Annotated in this window: 29 protein-coding genes, 1 tRNA gene and 1 pseudogene; 15 read left to right on the top strand and 16 right to left on the bottom strand. The window is 63.0% G+C overall.

The genetic code is table 11. From position 1 onward, the window contains the following. Positions 1-44 precede the first annotated feature (44 nt). Positions 45-299 carry a hypothetical protein gene (locus XH89_RS20780; protein WP_194462305.1) on the top strand — a complete coding sequence of 85 codons (255 nt, stop codon included), beginning with the start codon at positions 45-47 and terminating at the stop codon, positions 297-299. 61 nt (positions 300-360) lie between these two features. Then, positions 361-612, top strand: a complete 252-nt coding sequence (locus XH89_RS20775) for a hypothetical protein (protein WP_194462304.1) — start codon at positions 361-363, stop codon at positions 610-612. 41 nt (positions 613-653) lie between these two features. Here the strand turns inward: XH89_RS20775 and XH89_RS20770 are convergent, their stop codons facing one another. Next, positions 654-1,187 (bottom strand): MarR family winged helix-turn-helix transcriptional regulator, encoded by a 534-nt coding sequence (locus XH89_RS20770; protein WP_194462303.1) that lies wholly within the window; start codon positions 1,185-1,187, stop codon positions 654-656. 55 nt (positions 1,188-1,242) lie between these two features. On the opposite strand from XH89_RS20770, the gene XH89_RS20765 reads away from it, so the two are divergent. Further along, on the top strand, positions 1,243-1,722 hold the full coding sequence (locus XH89_RS20765) for a carboxymuconolactone decarboxylase family protein (protein WP_194462302.1): 480 nt from the start codon (positions 1,243-1,245) through the stop codon (positions 1,720-1,722). Positions 1,723-1,741: 19 nt separating this feature from the next. Next, positions 1,742-2,245, top strand: coding sequence for a cupin domain-containing protein (locus XH89_RS20760; protein ID WP_194462301.1), 504 nt, complete (start codon positions 1,742-1,744; stop codon positions 2,243-2,245). A gap of 60 nt (positions 2,246-2,305) precedes the next feature. On the opposite strand, the gene XH89_RS20755 is transcribed toward XH89_RS20760, so the two are convergent. Beyond that, positions 2,306-3,931, bottom strand: coding sequence for a M23 family peptidase (locus XH89_RS20755; protein WP_194462300.1), 1,626 nt, complete (start codon positions 3,929-3,931; stop codon positions 2,306-2,308). Between the two features lie 17 nt (positions 3,932-3,948). Continuing rightward, positions 3,949-4,515, bottom strand: coding sequence for an elongation factor P (efp, locus tag XH89_RS20750; protein WP_194462299.1), 567 nt, complete (start codon positions 4,513-4,515; stop codon positions 3,949-3,951). 162 nt (positions 4,516-4,677) lie between these two features. Between efp and epmA the strand changes: the two genes are divergently transcribed. The 3 genes from epmA to XH89_RS20735 are packed head-to-tail and all read left to right on the top strand — an operon-like array spanning position 4,678 to position 7,118. Then, entirely contained in the window at positions 4,678-5,730 is a 1,053-nt protein-coding gene (epmA, locus tag XH89_RS20745; protein ID WP_194462298.1) for an EF-P lysine aminoacylase EpmA, read from the top strand. After that, positions 5,727-6,821 (top strand): lysine-2,3-aminomutase-like protein, encoded by a 1,095-nt coding sequence (locus XH89_RS20740; protein WP_194462297.1) that lies wholly within the window; start codon positions 5,727-5,729, stop codon positions 6,819-6,821. Before epmA ends, XH89_RS20740 begins: the two co-directional genes overlap by 4 nt. 45 nt (positions 6,822-6,866) lie before the next feature. Beyond that, on the top strand, positions 6,867-7,118 hold the full coding sequence (locus tag XH89_RS20735) for a hypothetical protein (RefSeq protein WP_194462296.1): 252 nt from the start codon (positions 6,867-6,869) through the stop codon (positions 7,116-7,118). 133 nt (positions 7,119-7,251) lie between these two features. On the opposite strand, the gene XH89_RS20730 is transcribed toward XH89_RS20735, so the two are convergent. The 7 genes from XH89_RS20730 to XH89_RS20700 form a co-directional block, all read right to left on the bottom strand. Beyond that, positions 7,252-8,337: a 3-deoxy-7-phosphoheptulonate synthase gene (locus XH89_RS20730; protein ID WP_194462295.1), complete on the bottom strand. Its 1,086-nt coding sequence runs from the start codon at positions 8,335-8,337 to the stop codon at positions 7,252-7,254. Between the two features lie 233 nt (positions 8,338-8,570). Continuing rightward, a complete protein-coding gene (locus tag XH89_RS20725; RefSeq protein ID WP_194462294.1) occupies positions 8,571-9,149 on the bottom strand; it encodes an HdeD family acid-resistance protein in 579 nt (192 codons plus the stop codon). A 69-nt stretch (positions 9,150-9,218) separates the two neighbouring features. Beyond that, positions 9,219-10,259 (bottom strand): PrsW family glutamic-type intramembrane protease, encoded by a 1,041-nt coding sequence (locus tag XH89_RS20720; RefSeq protein WP_194462293.1) that lies wholly within the window; start codon positions 10,257-10,259, stop codon positions 9,219-9,221. 587 nt (positions 10,260-10,846) lie between these two features. After that, complete coding sequence (locus XH89_RS20715) at positions 10,847-11,089, bottom strand: hypothetical protein (RefSeq protein ID WP_194462292.1); 243 nt, start codon at positions 11,087-11,089, stop codon at positions 10,847-10,849. A gap of 152 nt (positions 11,090-11,241) precedes the next feature. Next, the gene (locus XH89_RS20710; RefSeq protein ID WP_194462291.1) at positions 11,242-11,868 is read right to left on the bottom strand and encodes a PilZ domain-containing protein; all 627 of its coding nucleotides are present in this window, start codon (positions 11,866-11,868) and stop codon (positions 11,242-11,244) included. Between the two features lie 227 nt (positions 11,869-12,095). Further along, entirely contained in the window at positions 12,096-12,761 is a 666-nt protein-coding gene (locus XH89_RS20705; RefSeq protein ID WP_194462290.1) for a hypothetical protein, read from the bottom strand. A gap of 147 nt (positions 12,762-12,908) precedes the next feature. Further along, positions 12,909-12,983 (bottom strand) — tRNA-Glu (locus XH89_RS20700). A 227-nt stretch (positions 12,984-13,210) separates the two neighbouring features. Between XH89_RS20700 and XH89_RS20695 the strand changes: the two genes are divergently transcribed. Genes XH89_RS20695 through XH89_RS20685 form a run of 3 tightly spaced genes read left to right on the top strand, consistent with a single transcriptional unit; the run spans position 13,211 to position 13,942 of the window. Next, positions 13,211-13,465: a PilZ domain-containing protein gene (locus XH89_RS20695; protein ID WP_194462289.1), complete on the top strand. Its 255-nt coding sequence runs from the start codon at positions 13,211-13,213 to the stop codon at positions 13,463-13,465. 51 nt (positions 13,466-13,516) lie between these two features. Beyond that, the gene (locus tag XH89_RS20690) at positions 13,517-13,762 is read left to right on the top strand and encodes a hypothetical protein (RefSeq protein ID WP_194462288.1); all 246 of its coding nucleotides are present in this window, start codon (positions 13,517-13,519) and stop codon (positions 13,760-13,762) included. Between the two features lie 12 nt (positions 13,763-13,774). Further along, entirely contained in the window at positions 13,775-13,942 is a 168-nt protein-coding gene (locus XH89_RS20685) for a hypothetical protein (protein WP_194462287.1), read from the top strand. Positions 13,943-14,061: 119 nt separating this feature from the next. Here XH89_RS20685 and XH89_RS20680 read toward each other — a convergent pair whose 3' ends face one another. Beyond that, positions 14,062-14,700, bottom strand: coding sequence for a glutathione S-transferase family protein (locus XH89_RS20680; RefSeq protein ID WP_194462286.1), 639 nt, complete (start codon positions 14,698-14,700; stop codon positions 14,062-14,064). A 319-nt stretch (positions 14,701-15,019) separates the two neighbouring features. Beyond that, on the bottom strand, positions 15,020-15,472 hold the full coding sequence (locus XH89_RS20675) for a VOC family protein (protein WP_194462285.1): 453 nt from the start codon (positions 15,470-15,472) through the stop codon (positions 15,020-15,022). A gap of 292 nt (positions 15,473-15,764) precedes the next feature. Between XH89_RS20675 and XH89_RS20670 the strand changes: the two genes are divergently transcribed. Next, the gene (locus tag XH89_RS20670) at positions 15,765-16,250 is read left to right on the top strand and encodes a ferritin-like domain-containing protein (protein WP_194462284.1); all 486 of its coding nucleotides are present in this window, start codon (positions 15,765-15,767) and stop codon (positions 16,248-16,250) included. Positions 16,251-16,514: 264 nt separating this feature from the next. On the opposite strand, the gene XH89_RS41885 is transcribed toward XH89_RS20670, so the two are convergent. Further along, a complete protein-coding gene (locus tag XH89_RS41885) occupies positions 16,515-16,643 on the bottom strand; it encodes a hypothetical protein (RefSeq protein WP_256439974.1) in 129 nt (42 codons plus the stop codon). A gap of 366 nt (positions 16,644-17,009) precedes the next feature. Here XH89_RS41885 and XH89_RS20665 point away from each other — a divergent pair, with 366 nt between their 5' ends. The 3 genes from XH89_RS20665 to XH89_RS20655 all read left to right on the top strand — a co-directional run bounded on the left by XH89_RS20665 (position 17,010) and on the right by XH89_RS20655 (position 19,289). After that, positions 17,010-17,756 carry an outer membrane protein gene (locus XH89_RS20665; RefSeq protein ID WP_194462283.1) on the top strand — a complete coding sequence of 249 codons (747 nt, stop codon included), beginning with the start codon at positions 17,010-17,012 and terminating at the stop codon, positions 17,754-17,756. A gap of 372 nt (positions 17,757-18,128) precedes the next feature. After that, on the top strand, positions 18,129-18,710 hold the full coding sequence (locus tag XH89_RS20660; protein ID WP_194462282.1) for an arsinothricin resistance N-acetyltransferase ArsN1 family B: 582 nt from the start codon (positions 18,129-18,131) through the stop codon (positions 18,708-18,710). A gap of 147 nt (positions 18,711-18,857) precedes the next feature. Then, positions 18,858-19,289: a hypothetical protein gene (locus tag XH89_RS20655; RefSeq protein WP_194462281.1), complete on the top strand. Its 432-nt coding sequence runs from the start codon at positions 18,858-18,860 to the stop codon at positions 19,287-19,289. Between the two features lie 154 nt (positions 19,290-19,443). Here the strand turns inward: XH89_RS20655 and XH89_RS42120 are convergent, their stop codons facing one another. The 3 genes and pseudogenes from XH89_RS42120 to XH89_RS20645 form a co-directional block, all read right to left on the bottom strand. Beyond that, positions 19,444-19,983, bottom strand: a complete 540-nt coding sequence (locus tag XH89_RS42120) for a tannase/feruloyl esterase family alpha/beta hydrolase (RefSeq protein WP_371825234.1) — start codon at positions 19,981-19,983, stop codon at positions 19,444-19,446. Between the two features lie 45 nt (positions 19,984-20,028). Continuing rightward, a pseudogene (locus XH89_RS42115) lies at positions 20,029-20,910 on the bottom strand (tannase/feruloyl esterase family alpha/beta hydrolase); the annotation flags it as partial. Positions 20,911-21,082: 172 nt separating this feature from the next. Continuing rightward, positions 21,083-21,253: a hypothetical protein gene (locus tag XH89_RS20645; protein WP_194462279.1), complete on the bottom strand. Its 171-nt coding sequence runs from the start codon at positions 21,251-21,253 to the stop codon at positions 21,083-21,085. A 64-nt stretch (positions 21,254-21,317) separates the two neighbouring features. On the opposite strand from XH89_RS20645, the gene XH89_RS20640 reads away from it, so the two are divergent. After that, positions 21,318-21,947: a hypothetical protein gene (locus XH89_RS20640; RefSeq protein WP_194462278.1), complete on the top strand. Its 630-nt coding sequence runs from the start codon at positions 21,318-21,320 to the stop codon at positions 21,945-21,947. The last annotated feature ends 125 nt before the right edge of the window (positions 21,948-22,072 follow it).

The following is a 22,072-nucleotide window of genomic DNA, read 5'->3' as shown; positions in this document are numbered from 1 at the left end:
GTCGCACTCCTGCATTCCCCTCGCATGACATTGAGGAGGACAAGATGAGGAAATATCTGTTTGCCGCGGCCATGGTCACTGCGATCGCTGCCCCTGCTTTCGCGGATGAGGTCGGCGTTCACGTCGGTCCGGTCGGCGCTGGCGTGACGGTCGGCGAGTCCCACGAGTATCGTGACCGCGATCGCGATCGGACCACTGTCATCAAGGAGCGCGCACCCGCCGACCGCACCACTGTCATCAAGAAGGAAGATGAATTCGGCAATCGCAGCAAGACCGTGATTCATCACGACAACGATTGACGGAGCAGGGCCCCGGCCAATTCGCCGGGGCCCGCCTGCTTCAACGAGACTTCGGGGTTGAATGAAGATACGCGCGCATGCGGAAAGCCATGTCGTCGAACTCGACGACGGATCGTGCTGGCAGATCTTTCCTGCCGATCTTGCGGCAACGCTGAGCTGGAAACCAGAAACGGATCTGCATCTTGAACCAAGTGCCGACCGGATGAGTTCGCATGTGCTAGTGAACGCTGCGGACCGAAGCCGTGTTCGAGTCATGGCAACTGGCGAGCCTTGGCCCGACGGTGAGGTTCAGAATGCGCTCAAAGGCGGATAGGGTGCTCTCGCGCAAGGCTCGGATTCCCTTCTTGAAGGTGACTAGGCCTCGTCCTGCAAGTCGGCCGCGATGCCGGCCAGCCAGCGGCGGATTGTGACTTCGGCCTTGCCGTCTATTCCTGTCGCAAGACGTTTCTCCAATTCGAGCACCCGATCCCGACATGCCTTCAGCAGTGTCGTGCCGCGCGGCGTCGGCGTCCACTGCTGGATGCGGCCGTGGACGGGGTGGGGTGTCATCAGGATCGCACCATCGCGCTCGAGGTTGCGGATGATGACGCCGACGGTCTGCGGCGTCAGGAAGGTGAGGCGGGCGACGTCGGCCCCTGACAGTCCCGGATAGGCATTGAGCATGGTCAGCACCGCGAATTGCGGTGAGGTTACGCCGAGATCGGCCAGCGAGCGTTCCATCTTCAGCCGGACCGCGGCGTGGGCCTGGCGCAGGAGATAGCCGAGATAGCCCTGTTCGCCACGCTTGCCCTCGCCGGGGGCGGGTACATGCACCAGGCTGTCCTTTGCGGGGTCGGGCCTCTTCCGCTCCGATTGCGATCTTGTGATACCGGCAGGCTTGCGTGTCATGTATAAGGGCTCTTATAACATATAAGTACTCTTATAATACACGAGGTGAACGGCAATGTCACACGCCCGCAGCGAATATGAGGATTTCAAGAGGATTGCGCCAAATGCCTATGATCTGGTGCTGGCTCTGGGCCAGGTCGCGGCCAAGGCCGGCCTCGACAAGCAGCTCCTCGAGCTTGTGAAGCTGCGAGCCTCGCAGATCAATGGCTGCGCCTTTTGTGTGCAGCACCATGTCCTTCTCTCGGAGCGGCTTGGGGTGCCCGTCGACAAGCTTCATCTCGTCGCCGTCTGGCGTGAGGCGCCGATCTATTCGGCGCGCGAACGCGCGGCGCTGGCCTGGGCCGAGGCTCTGACCCTGCTGCCTGAAGGCTTTGGCGACGAGGTGTATGCCGAAGTGCAGCGCGAGTTCTCCGAGACCGAGCTGATGTACCTGACATCCGCGATTGCCTCGATCAACGTCTGGAACCGGTTTGGCGCGGCCTTTCAATGGACTCCGGCGAAGCGGCCGATCGCAGCGAATGCTGCAACATCCTGATTGGGACAGGGAGCTTGTCATGACTGCAATGAATTTAGCCACCATGCAGCGCCCGGTGCCAATGCGCTCGATGGTGCTGGCCGTCGTCGGTGGGCTTGCCTGTGCGCTCGCGATCGGCAAGGTGCTGCCGATCACGATGGACACCGTATCAGGCGCACTCGCGCCCCTCTGCGCCGCCGCTGCGGAGAGCTCGCCGCTCGACAAGGTCGAGCCGATCGGTTCCTACGCGCTGCCAAACGTGCCGGGAAAGCGGGTCACCATCGTGCGCGTGTTTTATGGCCCCGGCGGGTTTTCGCGACCGCACCGGCATGCCGGCTCGGTGACCGCTTACATTACCAGGGGCGAGATCCGCTCCCAGCTCGGGGGCGGCCCGGTCGAGACGTTCGGTGTCGGCCAGTCCTTCTTCGAGCCGCCAGGAGCCACGCATCTGGTCTCGGCCAATGCCAGCACCACGGAGCCGGCCGAACTGATCGCCGTGTTCGTGGCCGATGAGGGCGCGCAGCTGACGACGTATCTGGACTAAAATAGATGGTGACCCGGATGGAGCGTCTGCGAAATCCGGGTGACCTCAACGGCGCGTCTCCTAGTTCTCTTCGCTGCTTGCTCCCTCTCGCAGATCGGGCTTCACTACATCCTCGGGCGCCGCATGTGCGACCGGTTGCGGGGTGCCTGCGATCTCCGGGCCGATCTCGCGGCCGCGGGCGCGGATCAGGCGCTCATAGGCCGAGACCAGCGTGACGTAGGGGCTGACCCAGATCCAGCCATCACGCGTGAACACCTGGACGTCGAAATGCAGATGCATCGATGTGCCCGCGGGATGGTCGAGATAGTTCGAGATCACGCCTATCTTTTCGCCTTCGCTGACGATGCGGCCATTGAGTATCCCGTCGGCGTTCAACGCCTGCGGGTTCATGTGCATGTACCGGAAGCGGATGCGCTCGGTGTGGCTGTTGACCTCGAGCGTTGCCGCCTGGTCCTTGGGCGTGCGGATCACCACGGCATCGCGGACGGCGACGACCCCGCGCTGCTTGGGATCGCAGGCTTCGTGGCCGTCGCCGGGTGAGGGGCAATTGGCGGCGCGGATGTCCTCGCCCTGGTGGCCGTAGCCGCCGCCGCACTGCCAGACCTCGAAGCTGCGCGACTCGCAGAAATTGTCGCGCCAGGGATATGCGGTCGGGCCGTCGTCCTTGTCGCGCTTGGCGTAGGATTGCGAATGCACGAAGGCCGGCGCTTTCTCGAGCGGGAAGCGGATCTGTGCATAGGCCATCGCATCGGGGTGGCCGCCCTGTTTGCGATAACCGGTGTTCGGGATGATATCGCCGCTCGGTCGGAAGCTGAAATCCGTCGAACGCGGGGCGGGACGATCGATCACGTAGGAGGCAACGTCCATCAGCGGCCGCATGCGCTGACCACCAGCGACGTGCAGCGCCTTCAGGAAACGCTCGGCGACGGGGTAGGCCTCCTTGCAGGCTAGCCGCCGCGGCCTTGCGACGCTGTCCAGGCACTGGATCGACACCACATAGGCGACACCGAACCGCGTGAAGGCGTAACGGACAAAGCCTTCGCGGATGAATTTGCGCAGGTCCGGATAGATGGTGGCAAGTGATTTGACCGGCTCGCCCTTGCCGCCGGCGGGATCGGCGATGTCGTAGACGAGCGCCGAGCCCGTGATCTGTACCTCGACCGGTTTTGCGAAGGTACGCGGCGGCATGCCATCGCCGGCGCCGGGCTCGAGAAAGAACGTCGCGCTGTAGCCGGCGGGACCGGCGTCGAACATGTCAGCGGGATCGAAATCGGCCTGGTAGCGCGACAGCGCGGGCGAGGCGCCTGGGGCGCCGCTGCGTTGCGCCTCGAGATAGGCGGCAGCATCGAACGGCAGCAGCACGGGAACGGAGCTGCGGGCGATGCCGGAGAAGAATTGCGAGGAGACTGCGTTGAGCTGCACCAGCGCCGGCGTGGCGCGCGGATCGTAGCGCGGGACCGAACGGCGCGGCACGAAGATGAAGTTGCCGGCGATCTGTGGCCGGCTGTTGATCTCGGTGCGAAGCTGATCGAGCGCTGCGCGCCAATCGACGCGCAGGGCCGTGAGGGATGGACTGCGGATCTCGTCCGCCGCGACCGGCGTGGCGGTGAGGAGCGAGAGCGACGCCAGAAGCAGCGAGACGAAGCGGAAACTCTTCCCAACCACTGTCTCGCCCCCCGGCGGCACTTGTTTCGATCCCTCGCTTAGTCCTTCGCGCGCTCGGAGTAGGAGCCGTCTTCGGTCATCACCACGATCCGGGTGCCAACCGAAATGTGCGGCGGCACGGTGGTGCGGATGCCGTTGGAGAGCACCGCCGGCTTGTAGGACGACGAGGCGGTCTGGCCCTTGGTCACCGGCTCGGTCTCGACGACTTCAAGCGTCACGCGCTGCGGCAGAGCGAGCGAGACAACGTTGACGTCGTGCAACGACAGCTTGACGGTCATGTCTGGCTGAAGATAGGCGGCGGCATCGCCGACGACGTCCTTGGGGACCTGGACCTGATCGTAGGTCTCGGGGTTCATGAAGTGGAAACCGTCGCCATCTTCATACAGGAAGGTGTAGTTGCGCTCTTCGATCGTGGCCTTTTCGACCTGGTCAGTGGTCTTGTAGCGCTCGGAGATCTTTACCCCGTCCGAAATTCGGCGCATTTCGATCTGGCTGACCGGCGTGCCCTTGCCGGGATGGATGTTCTCGGCGCTCACGACGACATAAAGTTTGCCGTCTTGCTCGATCACGTTGCCCTTGCGAATAGAACTGGCGATGACTCTCAAAGCTATATTTCCTGCTTGCTTGGCCCGGCTCAGGCCAGGACGTGGTCAAATCAATGGGGGACTTGGGGCCTCAAATCAGGCCTCGGCGCCCGTTTCGGGCCGCAACATACTGATTTTGCGGTTCGATGCCAGCACTTTGCTGGCCTGCGAGGCGCTCGGTTAATGGCTGGGGACAAGCCGATTTCGCCATTCTGGACGCCCAGCCGGCATCTCGACCGCCGGCCATTCCTCCAGGCGAGGGGGGCCATTACCGCGTCGCTGAGGGGCTTTTTCGGCGAGCAGGGCTTTGTCGAGGTCGAAACCTCGGTCCTTCAAGTCTCCCCGGGCAACGAAACCCATTTGCACGCCCCCCGGACCGAGATCATGCGGCCGGATGGCAGCCGGGCCAGCCGATATTTGCGGACTTCGCCCGAATTCGCCTGCAAGAAGCTGTTGGCGGCCGGCGAGGCGCGGATTTTCGAGTTCGCCCGGGTGTTCCGTGACCGCGAACGTGGCGACCTGCATCTGCCCGAATTCACCATGCTGGAATGGTACCGGGCGGCTGCCCCCTATGATGCCATCATGGCTGACACCGTGGTGGTCATCGCCCGGGCGGCGCAGGCGACCGGAATCGGGACCTTTTCGTTCCGAGGCCGGAGCGCCGATCCCTTCGCCGAGCCGGAACTGTTGACGGTCGCGGACGCCTTCGATCGCTTCGCCGGGGTCGACCTGCTGTCGACAATCTCGGGCGCCGAGGGTAACCGTGCCGCGCTCGCCCAGGCGGCCGCCGGCAAGGTTCGCGTGGCCGAGGACGACACCTGGTCGGACATCTTCAGCAAGGTCCTGGTCGAGCACGTCGAGCCGCATCTGGGACAAGGGCGTTTGACCATCCTGTTCGAATACCCATCTCCAGAGGCGGCGCTAGCGCGGGTGAAGGCAGGCGATCCCAGGGTAGCGGAACGGTTCGAGGTCTATGCCTGCGGTGTCGAGCTGGCCAACGGCTTTGGCGAACTGACCGACGCCGAGGAGCAGCGCGAGCGCTTCACGGAATCGATGGCGGAGAAGCAGCGCCGCTACGGCGAGGCCTATCCGCTGGACGAGGATTTTCTGGCGGCGGTCGCCGCAATGCCGGAAGCAAGCGGCGTCGCGCTCGGCTTTGACCGGCTGGTGATGCTGGCGAGCGGTGCAACACGGATTGATCAGGTGGTGTGGACGCCGCCTGCGGATGAGAGATGACGAAGACCAATCTTGCACGGACATTGCGCGAGCCGGCCGAACTTGTGGCCGCGGACCTCGTGCCGGCCACGGCGCTTCCCGCGCTCGAGCGTGTTGCCGCGCGCTATGCGGTTGCGATCACGCCGGCGCTGGTCGATCTGATCGACAAATCCGATCCCGACGATCCCATCGCGCGCCAATTTATTCCAACGGCCGCTGAGCTCGAGATGCAGCCTGGCGAGAACGCCGATCCGATCGGCGATCATCCGCATTCGCCGGTTCCCGGCATCGTGCACCGCTATCCCGATCGCGTGCTGTTTAAGCTCGTTCACGTCTGCGCAGTGTACTGCCGTTTCTGCTTCCGCCGCGAGATGGTCGGGCCTGGCAAGGAGAACGCGCTGCCCGAGGCGGCCTATCGCGCCGCGATCGACTATATCCGCGGGCATAGCGAGATCTGGGAGGTGATCCTGACCGGCGGTGATCCCTTGATGTTGTCGCCGCGCCGGATGGGCGAGATCATGGCCGATCTCGCTGCGATCGATCACGTCAAGATCATCCGTCTTCATACCCGCGTGCCGGTGGCCGATCCCGCGCGCATCAGTGACGAGATGGTCGCAGCCGTCAAGGTCGAGGGCGCAACCACCTGGGTCGCGCTGCATGCCAATCACGCGCGCGAGCTGACGGGGCCGGCCCGCGAAGCCTGTGCGCGGTTGGTCGACGCCGGCATTCCCATGGTGAGCCAGTCCGTGCTCTTGCGCGGCGTCAATGACAATGTCGCAGCTCTGTCGGATTTGATGCGGGCGTTCGTCGAGTGCCGGATCAAGCCGTACTACTTGCATCACGGTGATCTTGCGCCCGGCACGGCGCATCTGCGTACGACGCTGGCGCACGGGCAGGAATTGATGCGGCAGCTGCGCGGTCGAGTGTCAGGACTGTGTCAGCCGGACTATGTGATCGACATTCCCGGCGGCGCCGGCAAATCGCCGGTCGGACCGAATTATGTGTTGGCGGCGCAAAATACCGCAGCCGATGCAGGTGATGTGGTGACGGAAACGCGCTATCGTATCATGGACTATTGTGGCGACGTTCATCTTTATCCGCCCGAGACCTGAGCAGGAGCGGAGGACACGCCAGGCTTGAGGAATGGAGGATTGGATATGAAGAAGATCATGGTGGCAGCATCGCTCGTGGTCTTGCTCGGAGGTACGGCGCTCGCCCAACCCGCCACCAAGGGATCGCCGTCCGGTGGGGCCACGTCGGGAACGTTGCCGCAGGCGCCCGTCGGTCATCGCCAGCCCCGCGCCGGTGACGTGCCGAGCGAGAAGACCGTGAACGATCCGAACAACCCCGTGAGCAAAGAAGACGCTCTGCTCGACAAGAAGATCAAGAGCATCTGCCGCGGCTGCTAGAGCATGATCCGGACCCAAACGGCTGCGGTAGCGCAAATTGTGAAGCGGTTTTCCGAAGAGATCATGCTCAAACAATAGACGGACCGCAGCGGGCAGGGCGCGAACAGCATCGCGCCGCCCGCCATTGGCCCGATTAGGCGGAACGCTCGTGTCGTCCGGCGCGCGCGGTGTTCCGGCGGATCTCGACCGCATCGGCAAGTTGCTCGAGCACAGTCGCCGTCGTTGCCCAATCGATGCATCCGTCGGTGATGCTCTGGCCGTAAGTCAGCGCCTTGCCAGGAACCACATCCTGACGACCGGCGACGAGATTGCTCTCGACCATCACGCCCATGATGCGTTTCTCGCCGCCCGAGATCTGGCTGGCGATGTCGGCCATGACCAGCGGCTGGTTCTCCGGCTTCTTGCTAGAATTGGCGTGGCTCGCATCCACCATCACCAGCGGCGCGACGCCGGATTTCGCCAGATCGTTGCAGGCCGCAGCTACGCTTGCGGCATCGTAGTTCGGCTTGGCTCCGCCGCGCAGGATGATGTGGCAATCCTCGTTGCCCGCGGTCGAGGCGATCGCGGAACGGCCAAGCTTCGTCACCGCCATGAAATGATGCGGATGCGAAGCTGACTTCACCGCGTCCGCCGCGATGCGCACATTGCCATCGGTGCCGTTCTTGAAGCCGACCGGACAGGAGAGCCCTGAGGCCAGCTCGCGATGGATCTGACTCTCGGTCGTGCGCGCGCCGATCGCGGCCCAGGAGACGAGGTCGGCGATGTATTGCGGCGTCGTCATGTCGAGGAATTCGGTGCCGGCGGGCAGGCCGAGATTGTTGACGGCCGAGAGCACGTTGCGCGCGAGCCGCAAGCCCTTATTGATGTCGAAGCTGCCGTCGAGATCGGGATCATTGATGAGTCCCTTCCAGCCGACCGTGGTGCGCGGCTTCTCGAAATAGACCCGCATCACGATCTCGAGCTGGTCGGCGAGGTCTTCGCGCAAGCGTGCGAGGCGGTCGGCGTAGTCGAGCGCGGCCTTGGGATCGTGCACCGAGCAGGGGCCGACGACGACCAAAAGCCGGTCGTCCTGGCCATTGAGGATGGCGTGGATGGCGTTGCGTGCTGCCATGACCACACGGGTCGCCGTGAGCGTGCGCGGCACTTCCCGCATCACGTCCTCAGGCGTGCTCAGCTCTTTCAGTTCGCGGATACGAAGATCGTCAGTCGTGCTCAGCACGGCGGGCTCCTGTTTGTTTCAGAACCTGCCGGCCAATAAAAAAGCCGCCAGGTCTGGCGGCTGTTCGGACGTTTGCTTCAATATTTAGATTGAGCGCGATCCTCCTGCCGCCAGCAAGCTGTCGTAGCTAAAGTACCAAAAATAGCTGGTGGCGACGGTGATCATGGCAGGCCATATAGCGCGCCATTGGCGGATTGTCACCCCCCAATCGGCGTTCAAGGCTTCGAGGCGGCTCAACTGTTGCTTTTGCGTGCCGCCAGCGCCATGCCGATCAGGGTTGCACCGCCGAACAGCAGATTGATGCCAACGAGCAAGCCGATCGCCCATTCCGCCGAGCTCGGCAATCCCGTGATCACCATGAATGCAATCGCGATGTCGACGAACCCCGAGACCAGGAGCCATGACCAGCGGCCGCTCAGCTCACGGCGGTGCTCCAGCGCGTACATGATGCTGGCGACGCCTTCGGCGAGGAAATAGGCGCCGAGCACGATGGTCAGTGTCAGCACGGCCTGCATCGGCCGCGCCAGCAGGATCATGCCAGCGAGGATCGCGAGCGCAGCCGAAATCAGCGACCACCAGAAGCCCGGCGTGGTGCGCGCCCAATAGGTTGCGATCAACCCGCCGATGCCGCTGATCAGGAACATCCAGCCGAGGAAGATCGTGATGGCGAGGCTTGCCAGCGGTGGCAGGATCAGCGCCGCAATGCCGAGAAAGGCGAGCAGAATGCCCTCGAACAGGAAGGCCTTCCAGTGCGCCTTCACCGCCTGGCTCATCGCGGATTGCAGCCGTGAAAAATCGTCGGGCGATGCCATCGGGAAGCTCCTGATCGAAAGTTGTGTGCTCAATCTAGTGCGCACGCACCAGGCTTGCCATGCGGTGGATCAACCGCCGCCGTGCGCAGACGAAAAGCCTTCGCCACTGGTGCGGATGCGGTTGCGGCCAAGAATATAGATCGCGGTTGTGACGATCAGAAGCGCAAGGCCGAGCAGGATCGAGACGAAACCGATCGGGATCAATGCCAGCGTCAGGTTGCGCTCGGGGTTGATGAGCCAGTGGTGGATCGAGGTCAGCACGAAAGCGAGGCCGAGGAAGCCGACGCCGCCGCCAGCAAGCAGCAACGCCCACATCCGCCGCAACTGACTGAGCCTTTCCCGCGCGATATCGGTGCGGGGCGCGTGGTGACGCGCGACGCGGCGGACCAGGCGAATGGCGAAGGCGATCGAGCTGAACCCGATCAGCAGGCTTGCGCCGCCCAGCCACATCCGCAAGGTCGGATCGAGATCCGGCATGCGCTGGAGCGTGAGGAGCGGGAAGTCGAAGGCCGAATGCAGTGCCAGCGGACCCGCGAAGATCAGCAGGCGGCTGGAGAGGCGGGCCCAGTCGCGGTGATGGCGGTTCGCACCCAGCGCCGTCCCGGCACGCGCAATCGTCAGATAGGCGCCGGCGATGATGCCGAGCGCGCCGTGGAACGGCACGGTCAGGACGCTGCGCAGCGCCGCCAGCGACCGCCACATCTCGGCATGCTGAACCAGATAGGCGAGGTTCTCATAGGCCGCGAAGCCGAGGCCGACGGCGGCGCCATAGACCACGGTATCCATGGGATTGGCGAAGGTTCGCCGTTTGGCCGACGACACCAGCACGATTGCGATGACCTTCACCGCCTCCTCGGGCAGCGCTACCCCGAAGACCGAATGCATGGCGAGCGCCGCCCAGGGATTGTCGGGCGCCGCAACCATCTTGGCGAATGGCGCCCGGACGAGACCCAGCAGCGAGATGCTGGCCGCGCCGAGCAGAAAGGCGGTCCAGACCTGGGCCGGAGGTCCGGGGCGTTCCTCAGCGGCTATGACAAGCCACAGCATCAGCAGCGCCGGGGCGATGGCAGCCGTTCCGATGACGGTGGGTAACGCTTCAATCAGGTACATCGGCGCCGAAAATAGATTCCCTTGGTCCGCTTATCCACGTTTCCCGATGCGACCATCTGTCATGCGCTCGCTGTCCCCTTGCTTAACAAGCGCGACAGCTGGCGTTCATCGGGGGCGCAAATTGTAGAATACGAGCGGAATCAATTGCATGACAGGACCACCTCGTCATCGACGATAATGGCCACGCATAGGCCACCGGCTTGCGATTGATAAGTCAGATCAAGATGATGTGCAGGTTTCTTCGATTCACGATGCACGTACGCGGGCCGCAAGTCCAGAGACGAGATGATCTCGTTCAGACAACGCGCGACGAGCGGGGTGGCCTAGTCACGCTTCGTCATACGTTCGCGAGGCAGGAGCGCGCTCCGGCGGGCTCGCAGCTGCTCGAGCTCCCAAATGGCTCGTACAAGGCACGTGCCAAGGCAGGAGACGAGGAGCAGCAGGAGAAGGGCCTGATCGGCGGGAGGGATCTGGATCATACCGTTAACTAAGCAACGCCCATGCCATGCGTTCCCATATCGCGCGATGGGGTCTCACCGAGGCGCTGCTTGCTTGAGCTCCAGGCGCGGCAGCTCGCGTTTTCCCGCTCAGTGGGTCGTCAACAGCGGTGGAGCGTCGGGGGCGATGTCGAATGCGCCGAGATGGAATTCCTCGCCGGCGACCTCATCGGGCTCGGTATGGTACGCGAGCAGCGTGAACGCGGCTTGCGGATACTGCTTCCAGATATCGAGATCGCCCGCTGTGATGGTGAGCCAGCCGAACGTGTACATGTAGCGTCCGGGCACGGTGACCCGGCCGACCCTGTCCCAGGTGATCTTGTTGACTGCCATCCGGTCCCCCGATCGCAAGTCCGCAAATGACGTCCGGCCTGAGGCACGGACACTCAAAACCTGATCCTGCAATGGGGCCGCGATAGGGCAGCGTGGAGGCGAGACGGGCCGCAGCCCGTTTCAGGCCGCCGTCGGATTGGTCCGGCCCGGCCTCAGGCCGATTGCGGCACGGCCTGGCGTATGACCAGCCGGACGAGATCGTCCCGCTCCTGTTTTTCGGCGAATTTGACCGCAAAGCCGTTGTCGAACTTGCGGATGACGCGTCCAACGCAGGCACCGACGGCAAGCGGGGTCCCGATCGCCGGATCGCATTCGCAGGAGATGGCGACGCCGGCCGTGGAGACGTCGATGATGAAGCAGGGATAGCTGCTGCCGTCGGCGAGGGTCAGGACGCTGTGCGAGGCCTGCGGGACGAAGCGCGCGTCGCGCCGCAGGTCCTTGATGCTGTCGTCTTTCTGTTTCTTTTCGAGCCAGGTCAGCTTTTCCGACATCCAGGCGCGGCGCGCCCGCGTCATGTCGAGCTCCATCAGGAAACCCGACTTCATCGTCGCGCTGATGGTGCATTCGAATTCGCCGAAGTCCTGGAAATAGGAGGTCACGCGCTCGCCGATCTTGCCGACGACCGGCACGTCCACGATCATACGGAACGGCGAGACGCGCTTGGTGCGGCAGGCGAAGTTTCGCAGCTTGCCCTCACAATCGTACCAGCGGTGCAGCGAATAGCTGCCCGTCACGCTCACTTCCACTGCTCGCTGCCTGAGGAACTCCGCGACGGACATGGGCGCCAAATCGTGTTTCTGATTGTTTCCGTAATTCCACGTAGCAATCAAATTCTAAGCAAATGATACCGCGGCTCAGGAGGAGGGGTAAATTTCCGGTAAATGAGCGGGGCGGTAGTGCGCCGGGGAGTGCGACAAAACATCCCGGTCATCGGGCGCGGACGTTCACAACGGCGTCATTGCGACCGCCCCGGCCATTTTGGCCTCGCCCGGATCGGACGAGATCCTCAAACAGTGCCGAGCAGCACCACCAGCAGCAGCGCGCCGATCGCGATCACGAATTTGATCGTCGTCAAGGTCAGGCTGTCGAGCCGGCCGCCCCATCCGAACCGCAGCCGCGCACGTCGTATCGCAAGCGATCCGAGCGCTTCGACCACGGAGAGCGCAAGGGCCACGCTGGCGATGTCGCCCCACGACTGCGACGGCGGCAGCAGCGATGCAAGCCAGACGGGCGCGGAGGTTCGCAAGGACGCGAGCAGGGCGATCCATCCGAACCACGACGGGAAGCCTTTGATGAGGTCGGGCCCAACCGTATCGGGCTCGAACCGGACGCCGACCGCTGCAAAGGCGCTTTCGATGCGCTCGTCGTCGGCCAGGAAGAGAAACGCGCCGAGATAGAGGGGAATGCGCGAAGCGGAGAGAATGGCGATCGCGCCGAACAGGACGATATAGCCGAAGAGATCACCGAGGATGTCCGGGCCGCTCTTTCGCGCCGGCAACGGTGCCACTGCTGGCTGATGCTGCGGCACCGATCGGGCGCGCGCCATGTGGTCCAGCATCCTGGCGCGCCGGTCCGGCGCATATGGCGTCGTGCGCTGCATCCAGGTGGGGAGCGTGGTCATCGCCGACGGGGTGCCGGACTGGTCGTCCGTGGTGGATTTGCGCTGCTCCATGGGCCCCAAGTCCTTCAAGGGCGTAACGCCATTGTGGCTGGCGATGCGGCTGCCTTCGGACATTGGTCGAAGGCAAGGGCCGTGGAGGTTCATGCCGGGATGACGCGGCAGCTTCGAGGGCGAGCGGTGAGGGATGTGAGCACTGCTTGGCGCTCCCTAGCGGAATCGAACCGCTCTCTCCACCGTGAAAGGGTGGCGTCCTAACCGATAGACGAAGGGAGCAAACGCAAGGCCGAGCCGCCTGTGGCGACAGGCCCGCTGGCCGGTCCGAGTCGTGCCCGGCGGCTTGCAGCGGGCGAACGTATAGTGGCCTTTGGGCCCGTGGGCAAGCCGTTCCGGAACGCTCTTTGGGCGGCGGTGGATAGCCCACCCCGGGACTGTTCGGACGGTAAATTCAACGGTTTCTTAGGGTTCCCTGCGCTAGCGCTGGGGCAGGAGATGTTTCGTCTATGCCACAGCCCAAGAAGCGCGCAGCCCGCAAACTGCTGTCGCAGCACGCCTGGATCACGCTCGAGGGCGGATTCGCGGCGCGGCATTGCCTGGTCCAGGACATCTCGGCCTCAGGCGCGAAGATCACCATGGACGAGGATGCAGGCCAGCTGCCGGGGGTGATCCGGATGGCCTTTGCGCGGGACGCGCGGACCGGGCGAAGCTGCCAGGTGGTCTGGCGCCGCGGCAAGTCCGCGGGCGTCCGGTTCCTCTGACGTCCAGGCCGTCCTGATGGCGCTGAGCCCGGGTCCGGGCTACAAGGCGGCATGCGTGCCGCCATTCTCGTTCTCGTCCCTCTCGCACTGACCTCGGCAGCCCGGGCCGAGACCTTGCGCCTGCCGCCGGCCGGAGAGCCGCAAGCCGGCAAGGCCCTGCCGCTGAAGGGCACCACCGGAACGGCGAAAGCCAACAGCTGCGCCTCCTATGGCCGCGGCTTCTATTGGGTCGAGGCCACCAGCACCTGCGTCAAGATCGGCGGCTCGGTCAGCGTCGGCACTGCGGTCCGGCGCTGAGAGGCTTGCGGCATGTCGCCGGACCTGTCGCGGCTCGACCTGCTCATTCCAGCGCTGATGTATCTCGTCATGATCTGGTGGGTCGGCCGCAGGCTGTCCTGGATCGCAAAGCTTGCCATCATTGGGGTCACGCTGGCGCTGATCGCCATCGTCGTGACGGTCGAGCGCGCCTGGCACTAGGCCGCCGCAGCAAAACGCGAAAACAACCCCATGCACAGTAGCCGGCAGGCGCGGGCCGATTTGCCCGGCAACCGCGATTCCGCGCGATCTTTCCGAACCTTGCGCGCAGCCGCCGCGGCTCACGACATCGGCGGGGCCACGTGCTGAGCAAATCCGGGCCGCTTGCCGAGCTCGGCGAGCCACCGCGTCAAATTGGGCTGCGCCGGCCGGGTGATGCCCTCGACGCCGAGCCAGCGCCGCGCATAAGCGCCAACAGCAATGTCGGCGAGCGTGAACTGATCGCCCTCCATGAAGCGGCGTGAGGCGAGATGGTGATCGGCGATCGCCCAGACCTCGGCGGCGGCATCGGCATCCTGTTGCACCTTGACCATGTCGCGCTCGGCGGGCGGCGTGCGCACGATGCCCCAGAACACCGGGCGGTCGACCGGCTGCACCATCGACAGCGTCCAGTCGAGCCAGCGGTCGACGCCGGCGCGCAGCTTTGGCGCCTCGGGATAAACAGGCGTGCCGCGCCCATGCGCCAAGCAGAGATACCGCATGATCGAGTTGGACTCCCACAGCGCGAAGTCGCCCTCGACCAGCGTCGGCACGCGCGCATTGGGGTTCATGGCGAGATAGCCGGGCTCGCGGGTCTTGCCGAAAGCCATGCCGGCATCGATGCGCTGGTAGGGCAAGCCCAGCTCCGCAAGGCACCACAGCACCTTCTGCACGTTGACCGAATTGGCACGGCCCCAGATCGTCAGCTGTGTGTCAGGCATGATGCGTCTCCCGCGGCGTTTATTTGCCGTGGGTCATAACGGAATTTGCGCCAAGCAGCGACGCCGATTGCCGCGCGCCCCTCATGCAAAAAGCTCCGCCCGAGGGCGGAGCTTTCATTGCAGAGCAACCAGTCGCGCAACAAACGCAAAATGCGTTTGCGCTGACGTCAGTGGCCGAAGAACAGCCACAGCAGAATGATCACCGGGATCGGCACACCCAGCAGCCACAGCAAAATCCCGCGTCCCATCGCGTCCTCCTCCTATTGTCTTGTTGGAGGGACAACACCGGCGACGAGGGCTGGTTCCTGTGGCGCGGCCGTTACCAGTGGCCGGTGTTGGGCATCGAGGCCCACGGCTCCTGCGGCGGCTTCGGCTCGCCCTTCTGCAACAGCTCGATCGAGTGCAGATCGGGCGAGCGCACGAAGGCCATGTTGCCGTCGCGCGGCGGCCGGTTGATGGTGACGCCGGCCTTCATCAGCTTCTCGCAAGTGGCGTAGATGTCGTCGACCTCATAGGCGAGATGGCCGAAGAAGCGGTCCTCGCCATATTTCTCCTCGTCCCAATTGTAGGTGAGCTCGACCAGCGGCGCGCCGCGCGTCTTGGGCTGATCCTTCAGCGCGTCGAGATCATCCGCCGAGCACAGGAACACCAGCGTGAACCGCCCCTTGTCGTTCTCGATCCGCCGCACCTCCTTCAGCCCCAGCGCATCCTGGTAAAACTTCAGCGCGACATCGAGATTGCGCACGCGCAGCATGGTGTGGAGATAACGCATGGTTCTTGCTCCCTTTGGGTATTCGGAGGGTTTTGCTTTGGGCCGGAACGGCGGGGGAGAGATAGCAGGAAACGTGGAGCAGGGGCAGGGGGCGGGGGCAAATGTGCGTGAGGCGGCTGGCGGAGCAAATCAGACAAACATGGACCAACACCGCAAGTCAGGATGGTGGCAATGACGAGCGCGAGCGATCACCGCAGCGGCAACAGCGAGGAACAGAGCCCTGTCGCCGCCGTTCCGTCGGTTTGAATTCGAGGAGCGACGTCATGGGACTATTCACGAAGACATCAAAACGATGGATGACCTGCTGCTGCATGGCTTGCAGGATATCTATTACGCCGAGCAGCAGATCACCAAAGCCTTGCCGAAAATGATCGAGAAGGCGACCAACCGCGATCTGACCACGGGCCTCAAGAACCATCTCGAGGAGACCAACAAGCAGATCGAGCGTCTCGAAAAGGTCTTCGAGAGACTCGGCCAATCGCCAAGCGGCACTCAATGCCCAGCCATCGACGGGCTCATCAAGGAGGCCGACGAGACGGCCGGCGAGATCGAGGACAAGGCGGTGCTGGATGCGGCGATCGTTGCCAACGCGCAGGCTGTCGAGCACTACGAGATATGTCGCTACGGCACCTTGATCGCCTGGGCAGAGGAGTTCGGCCACGACGATATCGTGCGCTTCCTGACCACGAACCTGAATGAAGAGAAGGCGGCGAACACCAAGCTCAATACCGTTGCGTTGCGCAAGGGCATTAACAAGACAGCTTCCACCGCCGCCTGATCCGGCAGGGCCTGGCGGACAAGCTTCCGTCGGGCCGCTTCTGCTCGCGAGAGCCTGTGGGAAGGGTTGAGTTCTTGCGAACTCATCGCTCTTGTTGCGGAGTAACGTTGCAACTTGACCGCGGACCCTCGCAACTTCGCTGCAGGTGGAAGCTTCGTCACCGTCAATCTGGCGAAGCGGAAGCTGCCGTAGCCGGCGGGCTATCTCGGGCTTACGAAGAGCTGTGATCGAGAAAAGATGGGTTTCGCAAGCGCTCAACCCATCCTAAGAGTTGGCGTCAATTTTACGCTGGTCGCGGTTGCGGCCGGATGCCATTTCGCGAGCAAGGACGTCGCCGATGGCAATTGGCCGGGCAGGATCGGCGAACCCTAGGCCTTGCAGCATCGACGTCATCGCGCTTCTGCGATGACGCGATCGGCAGTGGTGCCACTTCTTCCTGCCATCGCGAGATTCGATGCTGCCGCGGCCGTGGTCGCGATGCGTTGTCTCGTTCAACGATTCAGCAGCGAGAAGCAAGACGCAGCAGACGCATTCTTGACGTGATAAGCCGCGTGCTTGCGCAAACTTACGCTGTCATTGTCGCCATCGCGCGCGCTGTTCATTGAGTGTGTGCGCGCGTTGAGAAGTGTCGCTGCAATTTTGGTGTGAGTTGTGACGAAACAACGAAGGTGTTGCTGCCGTGCACTAGGCGCCTCGGTTCCACGGCCCGTACAACCCGGGGGTGAATGGCCGTTGGCCGGAAATTTTGGAAGTGAAATTATGAAAACAAAACTCGCCGCCGCTGCACTCCTTCTTGCGTCCACCAGTCTGAGCTTCGCTGCCGACCTGGCCGTCAAGGCCCCGTACGCTCCCGCCGCCGTGTGGTCGTGGACCGGATTCTATCTCGGTGGTCATGTCGGCGCCGGCTGGGGGACGACGGAATCCACCGTGACCTCCTTCACAGGCGCGGTCCCAGGACTTCCCGCCGGCGTGGTCCTGAGCCAGAACGACCGTAGCGGCTTCCTGGGTGGTGGCCAGTTTGGCTACAACTGGCAGAGCGGCTGGGCCGTGTTTGGCGTCCAGGGGGACATCACCGGGATGGACGTGAAGGGCACCGCGCCGTGCCTCGGCGCTCTGTCGTGCAGCGCGAAGAGCGACTGGCTGGCGACTGTCACGGGCCGCATCGGCGGCGTCGTCGCTGATCGTACGCTGGTCTACGCGAAGGGCGGTGCAGCTTGGATGCACACCAACAACACGCTCAGTGTGCCCGGTGTGCTCTCGGTGAGCGCGGACAGCACGAATGTCGGTTGGTTGCTCGGGCTCGGCGCCGAATACGCCTTCGATCATAACTGGAGCGCCTTCATCGAGTACAACTATATCGACTTCGACAAGAAGAGCATTGCGATGGATTTCAGCGGGCTGGCGGGTGCGCCGTCGACCGCCAATGTCGATGTCAAGAACAAGCTCTCGATCGCCAAGATCGGTGTGAACTACAAGTTCGGCGGCCCGGTCGTCGCAAAGTACTGATCGTCTGAACGACTGTTCCAGTCCAGACTTAGCCCGGCCGCGTCAAACGGTCGGGCTTTTTTGCTTTAGTCGGGCTACTTCTCCTCTGCCGCCGTCGCCGGGCCTTCAATTACGGTGACAGCCCGTAGGATGGGTTGAGCTCTTGCGAAACCCATCTCTCTTGCAGCGCGATAACATCGCGCATAACCGCGAACCGCCGCAACTTCATTCCGGGTGGAGCATCTTCACCGTCAATCTGGCGGAGCGGAAGCTGTCGTTCCTGATGGGGTATTTCGAGCTTGCGGAGTGCCGCGATCGAGAAGAGATGGGTTTCGCAAGAGCTCAACCCATCCTACAAGCTACCAGCGGAAATGCAGCTTGGTATTGATGGGCATGAAACCTCCCAAGATCAATCTACGCCCGGCCGAACGATGTGACTCGGCGCAGATCGCCGCAATCTATGCGCCGATCGTGCGCGACACGTTCATATCGTTCGAGATCGAGCCGCCGTCGGCCGAGATCATGGCCGGGCGCATCGAATCTATTCAACAGCAATATCCATGGCTCGTCGCCACGGCGGAAGACGAGGTGTTGGGCTACGCCTATGCCAGCGAACATCGGCAGCGGGCGGCCTATCGATGGTCCGTCGATGTCAGCGCATACGTCGCCGAGACGGCGCGCGGAAGGGGCGTGGGTCGGCGGCTCTATGGCGGCTTGATCGCAATGCTGCGCGCCCAAGGATTCCGCGGGGCGTTTGCGGGCATCGCCCTGCCTAATGACGCAAGCATAGGTTTACATGAGGCTGTCGGCTTCAGAGCGATCGGCATCTACAAGGACGTCGGCTTTAAGCTTGGCGCGTGGCGCGATGTCGGTTGGTGGCGCCTTGGGTTGTCTAACGACGACGCGGTGCCTCCTGAACCAACAAGCTTCCGGCAGTTGCGCGAAGCACCTGACTTCGGTGCGTTTCTCGCGTAACGGCTTAATCGTCTGGCTCGGCGTCGCCGTGGTCCTCACCGGGCGGTTACGCACTATTCGAAGTTGCTGCAGGATGAATTGAGTGCGCTGTCACCGTAACCGCAATTGGCCAAAGGAGCATCTGTGTCGATCCACCTTGAGAACGACATGCTGTCCATCACACTTCCGGTTGGTTGGATTGATCAATCGGACAGCGATGTGCTCGCTTTCACTAATCCGTCAACTCACGAAGAGCTTGCGATCGGCCTCGGACAGATAAAGCAATCTGTGGATTCTTCCCAACTGGCTGAGATCCTCTGGCGCTTCATGCAAAGCAAGGCGCGCGCGTTTGGCCTTGCTCCGGGAAGCTTTACGGTCCTGGATGCCGTTCAACCAACTTCCAGTATACCCAGCGTAGGTACGTTCTCCGGCCTGTTTGCAAAGAATTCGGTCTATTCGAGAGTCACTGTTACCGGTTACGTAAGTCACTTTGTCAGTGCGACATACTACCTGCGCAACTGCAAAACCGTTTCGGCTGAAAACGTGGCGAGAGCAGATGTTGTCATCGGCATGTGTCGAGCAAAATCGATCGCAGGATAAGTCCGAATTGAGTGTACTCGACTGTCACCGTAGTTCGATGCGCGATGTTCTGAACACGCTCCGGTGAGAGCTTGCTCGCATTGTCATGGTGCTGCCACGTGCGCCAATCCCTGGCATCGCGTTCTACGGTTCGCATTGACCGTTCAAATGTCTGCTACTTGCACTCAAAACTCGCGGCGCTCTCCGGATCGCCTTGGCCCTTGTACTGCGCATGTTGCGGATAGGCGCAAAGCGGCCGACTGCGGCCGGGGAAGGCTGGTCCCGTCGCGACCACCGCATCGGGTGCCTTGCCGTCTTCCACCCAGCTCACGACCGCGCTGAGGAGGTCGAAATGATCGAGCGTTGCGCCGCTCGAGCAGTGACCCATGCCGGGCACCAGGAAGGCCCGGCTCGATTTCTCCCGCACCATCTCCATGCCACCGGAATCCGCCGCCATGCGCTCGTAATAATTCACGGTGTCGTTTGCCGAGAACCAGGGATCGCTCACACCGTGGTAAAACAGCAGCTTGCCGCCATGGCCGAAATAGCTCGACAGGTTGGTCCAGTAGGCGGTGTTGGTGAGCCGTTCCAACCCGCTCGCGTTGACCCGGTCTTCGAGTTGATCGACGTCGATGCTTTCCCAAACAGGCGGTCCGACCGGACTGCGCGCGCCTGTCGTGAGGATGCCGGGAATGGCAACGCCTTCGGCTGCCACGCCGCTGTCCCACGGGAAGGGCGGGTAGACCTGCGCGCCGCGTGAATTCTTCGGTCCGGCAAAAGCTTTCCTGAGGGCATCGACCTGCGGCGGCGCCAGGCAGGATTCCTTGCTGTCGCCCTTGCAGGTGAGCACCGCGGGATCGAATTGACAGGCCTTAGCGTCGAAGATCAGGCCATCCTTGACGCCGTCCTTGGCGTCGCAGGCATCGAGGATCGCGTTCGCAATCAGCTTGCGCTCATCAGCGGAAAAAGTTTTGGCGGGCTCCGGCTTGCCGGACGCATCTTTCGGCGCGATCTGGCTGAAGGCAGCGTTGGCCCAGGCGAGACCGATATTGGAATTGCCGGTGCGCATCGCAGGCGCGCCGGCGACGATGCCGTCGAATTGTTCGGGATAGCGCGCCGAGGCCAGCATGCCTTCGCGGCCCCCGGTCGAGCACCCCGTGAAATAAGAACGTTTTGCGGGCTGGCCATAGTAATGCGCGACGATCGCCTTGGCGGCGTCAGTCACCTTGCCGACGGATGCATTGGCGAAGTTGAGCGCGGCTTCCTGGTCCTTCAGGAACGAGGCGTCGAACACTGCGCCCTGATGACCGCTATCGGTCGAGACCACGGCAAAGCCGCGCGCCAGCGCCGGCACCTCGCCGGCCGCCTGGTAACCCAGCGGCGGCCGGATCGAGCCGTTCAAACCGCCGCCGCCCTGAAACAAGAACCGGCCGTTCCAGCGATCGGGCAGGGCGACGGCAAAGCCGATCGCGTAAGGTTTGCCCTCGACCCCGAGGCGCTGATCGATCACGCCATCGGCGCGGCAGTTCGGCGGCAGCGCCACCGATACGGTGGCCGGCGCCGGCGGCGATGGCTGCACGGTCCCCGGCGGCGCCTCCGGCACCTCTTCGGCCTTGGTGACAGATGCCGTCGATCCCGGCATCGTCCAGCCGGTCAAGTCAGCGCATTTGAGCGCAGGTGATATGTTGGCTGAATCGTCGGCGTTTGCCGGCGAGATCGCAACGACCATGATGATCGCGACAAGGGCCAGGCAAGCCATGGCACCATCAAGCGCCACATTTCTTTTTCGCTGCATCGTTCTTCCCTGGCGTTTCTCAAATTTTATTGCGGTGCACGTAACGCGCGCTGGTTTCCGGACGATCCGGTGCACCGACACTGAAACGATCTTGAGATATTCGGCAGGTGCAGTCCAGCACCGTCACGCCAATTCCAGTCTCCGACTGGGCGAACCTTGCGGCCACCTGGATGAAAGCCAAAGGCTGCATCAAGACCTCGCAGTGAATGGTGAAAGCCGCCTGAACCCTCGTCGAGCCAATGCGACTAAGCTGCATGATCAGGACAAAGACGCTCTTGGCGCTGCTTCTCCTTTTCGCGATCCCCGCGACCGACTGCTCCGCGCAGATACCGCCGCCGCCACTCGACGAACATGCGTTCGAGCACGTGCCGTCGACGGTCGTGAAGAGATTGGCGACCCGGTTTTCGCTCGGCGCATTCGTTGGCCGCTTCGAGGAGACGCGGCTCGCCGCGGTCCGTGAAGCCGTTGGCGAAGGGACCATCCAACACCGGGGTGACGCTGCAGGTAGCATCTATTGGCTGTGTTATCGGCGCGCGCAGCATCTAATATGGGTGGTCTCCAGCGGAGAGATGGGCGGCCCGGATCATCGCGTCACGGAAATCGTCGAAGAGCTCACCGACAAAGACGAGGGGACCTCGACCGACTGCGCCATCATCCCGGAACAGTTCTCGCCTGTCGCCGTCGACAGCAAGCTGCGCTTAGGTATGTCGCGTCAGGAAGTCATCACCGCGTTGGGACCGCCGTCGAAGTCGAAGGCTGCTCAGATCGTCTATTCTCACGAGGGAAAGCTCGCACACGGTTTCGATGAGACCGCTTGGCTCATTCTCCGATTTCGTGAGGACAAGCTCGTGTCCATGCGCGGCGGCAAGACCACAACGAATTGAAGTGGAATGCCTCACAGCGTGATGCGGGCGAGTCAGGCTCGCTCCCGCACCAGCGCCATCACATACCCCAGCTTCTCCACCAGCCGCGATCGAGAAGAGATGGGTTTCGCGAGAGCTCAACCGAT

It is taken from the genome of Bradyrhizobium sp. CCBAU 53340, from assembly GCF_015291645.1.
Taxonomy (GTDB): Bacteria; Pseudomonadota; Alphaproteobacteria; order Rhizobiales; family Xanthobacteraceae; genus Bradyrhizobium.
The sequence above is the reverse complement of the archived record's forward strand: the minus strand, read 5'-3'. Positions and strand labels throughout refer to the sequence as shown.

Coding starts and splice junctions, on each gene's coding strand:
- XH89_RS20690 (WP_194462288.1), top strand. CDS start 13,517: ATGCGTGCCGCCATTCTCGTTCTCGTCCCTCTCGCACTGACCTCGGCA.
- XH89_RS20705 (WP_194462290.1), bottom strand. CDS start 12,761: ATGGAGCAGCGCAAATCCACCACGGACGACCAGTCCGGCACCCCGTCG.
- XH89_RS20770 (WP_194462303.1), bottom strand. CDS start 1,187: ATGACACGCAAGCCTGCCGGTATCACAAGATCGCAATCGGAGCGGAAG.
- XH89_RS20740 (WP_194462297.1), top strand. CDS start 5,727: ATGACGAAGACCAATCTTGCACGGACATTGCGCGAGCCGGCCGAACTT.
- XH89_RS20780 (WP_194462305.1), top strand. CDS start 45: ATGAGGAAATATCTGTTTGCCGCGGCCATGGTCACTGCGATCGCTGCC.
- XH89_RS20760 (WP_194462301.1), top strand. CDS start 1,742: ATGACTGCAATGAATTTAGCCACCATGCAGCGCCCGGTGCCAATGCGC.
- XH89_RS20775 (WP_194462304.1), top strand. CDS start 361: ATGAAGATACGCGCGCATGCGGAAAGCCATGTCGTCGAACTCGACGAC.
- XH89_RS20660 (WP_194462282.1), top strand. CDS start 18,129: ATGAAACCTCCCAAGATCAATCTACGCCCGGCCGAACGATGTGACTCG.
- XH89_RS20670 (WP_194462284.1), top strand. CDS start 15,765: ATGGATGACCTGCTGCTGCATGGCTTGCAGGATATCTATTACGCCGAG.
- XH89_RS20685 (WP_194462287.1), top strand. CDS start 13,775: ATGTCGCCGGACCTGTCGCGGCTCGACCTGCTCATTCCAGCGCTGATG.
- XH89_RS20640 (WP_194462278.1), top strand. CDS start 21,318: ATGATCAGGACAAAGACGCTCTTGGCGCTGCTTCTCCTTTTCGCGATC.
- XH89_RS20715 (WP_194462292.1), bottom strand. CDS start 11,089: ATGGCAGTCAACAAGATCACCTGGGACAGGGTCGGCCGGGTCACCGTG.
- XH89_RS20765 (WP_194462302.1), top strand. CDS start 1,243: ATGTCACACGCCCGCAGCGAATATGAGGATTTCAAGAGGATTGCGCCA.
- XH89_RS20735 (WP_194462296.1), top strand. CDS start 6,867: ATGAAGAAGATCATGGTGGCAGCATCGCTCGTGGTCTTGCTCGGAGGT.
- XH89_RS20710 (WP_194462291.1), bottom strand. CDS start 11,868: ATGTCCGTCGCGGAGTTCCTCAGGCAGCGAGCAGTGGAAGTGAGCGTG.
- XH89_RS20720 (WP_194462293.1), bottom strand. CDS start 10,259: ATGTACCTGATTGAAGCGTTACCCACCGTCATCGGAACGGCTGCCATC.
- XH89_RS20695 (WP_194462289.1), top strand. CDS start 13,211: ATGCCACAGCCCAAGAAGCGCGCAGCCCGCAAACTGCTGTCGCAGCAC.
- XH89_RS20725 (WP_194462294.1), bottom strand. CDS start 9,149: ATGGCATCGCCCGACGATTTTTCACGGCTGCAATCCGCGATGAGCCAG.
- XH89_RS41885 (WP_256439974.1), bottom strand. CDS start 16,643: ATGACGTCGATGCTGCAAGGCCTAGGGTTCGCCGATCCTGCCCGGCCA.
- epmA (WP_194462298.1), top strand. CDS start 4,678: ATGGCTGGGGACAAGCCGATTTCGCCATTCTGGACGCCCAGCCGGCAT.
- XH89_RS20680 (WP_194462286.1), bottom strand. CDS start 14,700: ATGCCTGACACACAGCTGACGATCTGGGGCCGTGCCAATTCGGTCAAC.
- XH89_RS20675 (WP_194462285.1), bottom strand. CDS start 15,472: ATGCGTTATCTCCACACCATGCTGCGCGTGCGCAATCTCGATGTCGCG.
- XH89_RS20645 (WP_194462279.1), bottom strand. CDS start 21,253: ATGCAGCCTTTGGCTTTCATCCAGGTGGCCGCAAGGTTCGCCCAGTCG.
- XH89_RS20655 (WP_194462281.1), top strand. CDS start 18,858: ATGCTGTCCATCACACTTCCGGTTGGTTGGATTGATCAATCGGACAGC.
- XH89_RS20665 (WP_194462283.1), top strand. CDS start 17,010: ATGAAAACAAAACTCGCCGCCGCTGCACTCCTTCTTGCGTCCACCAGT.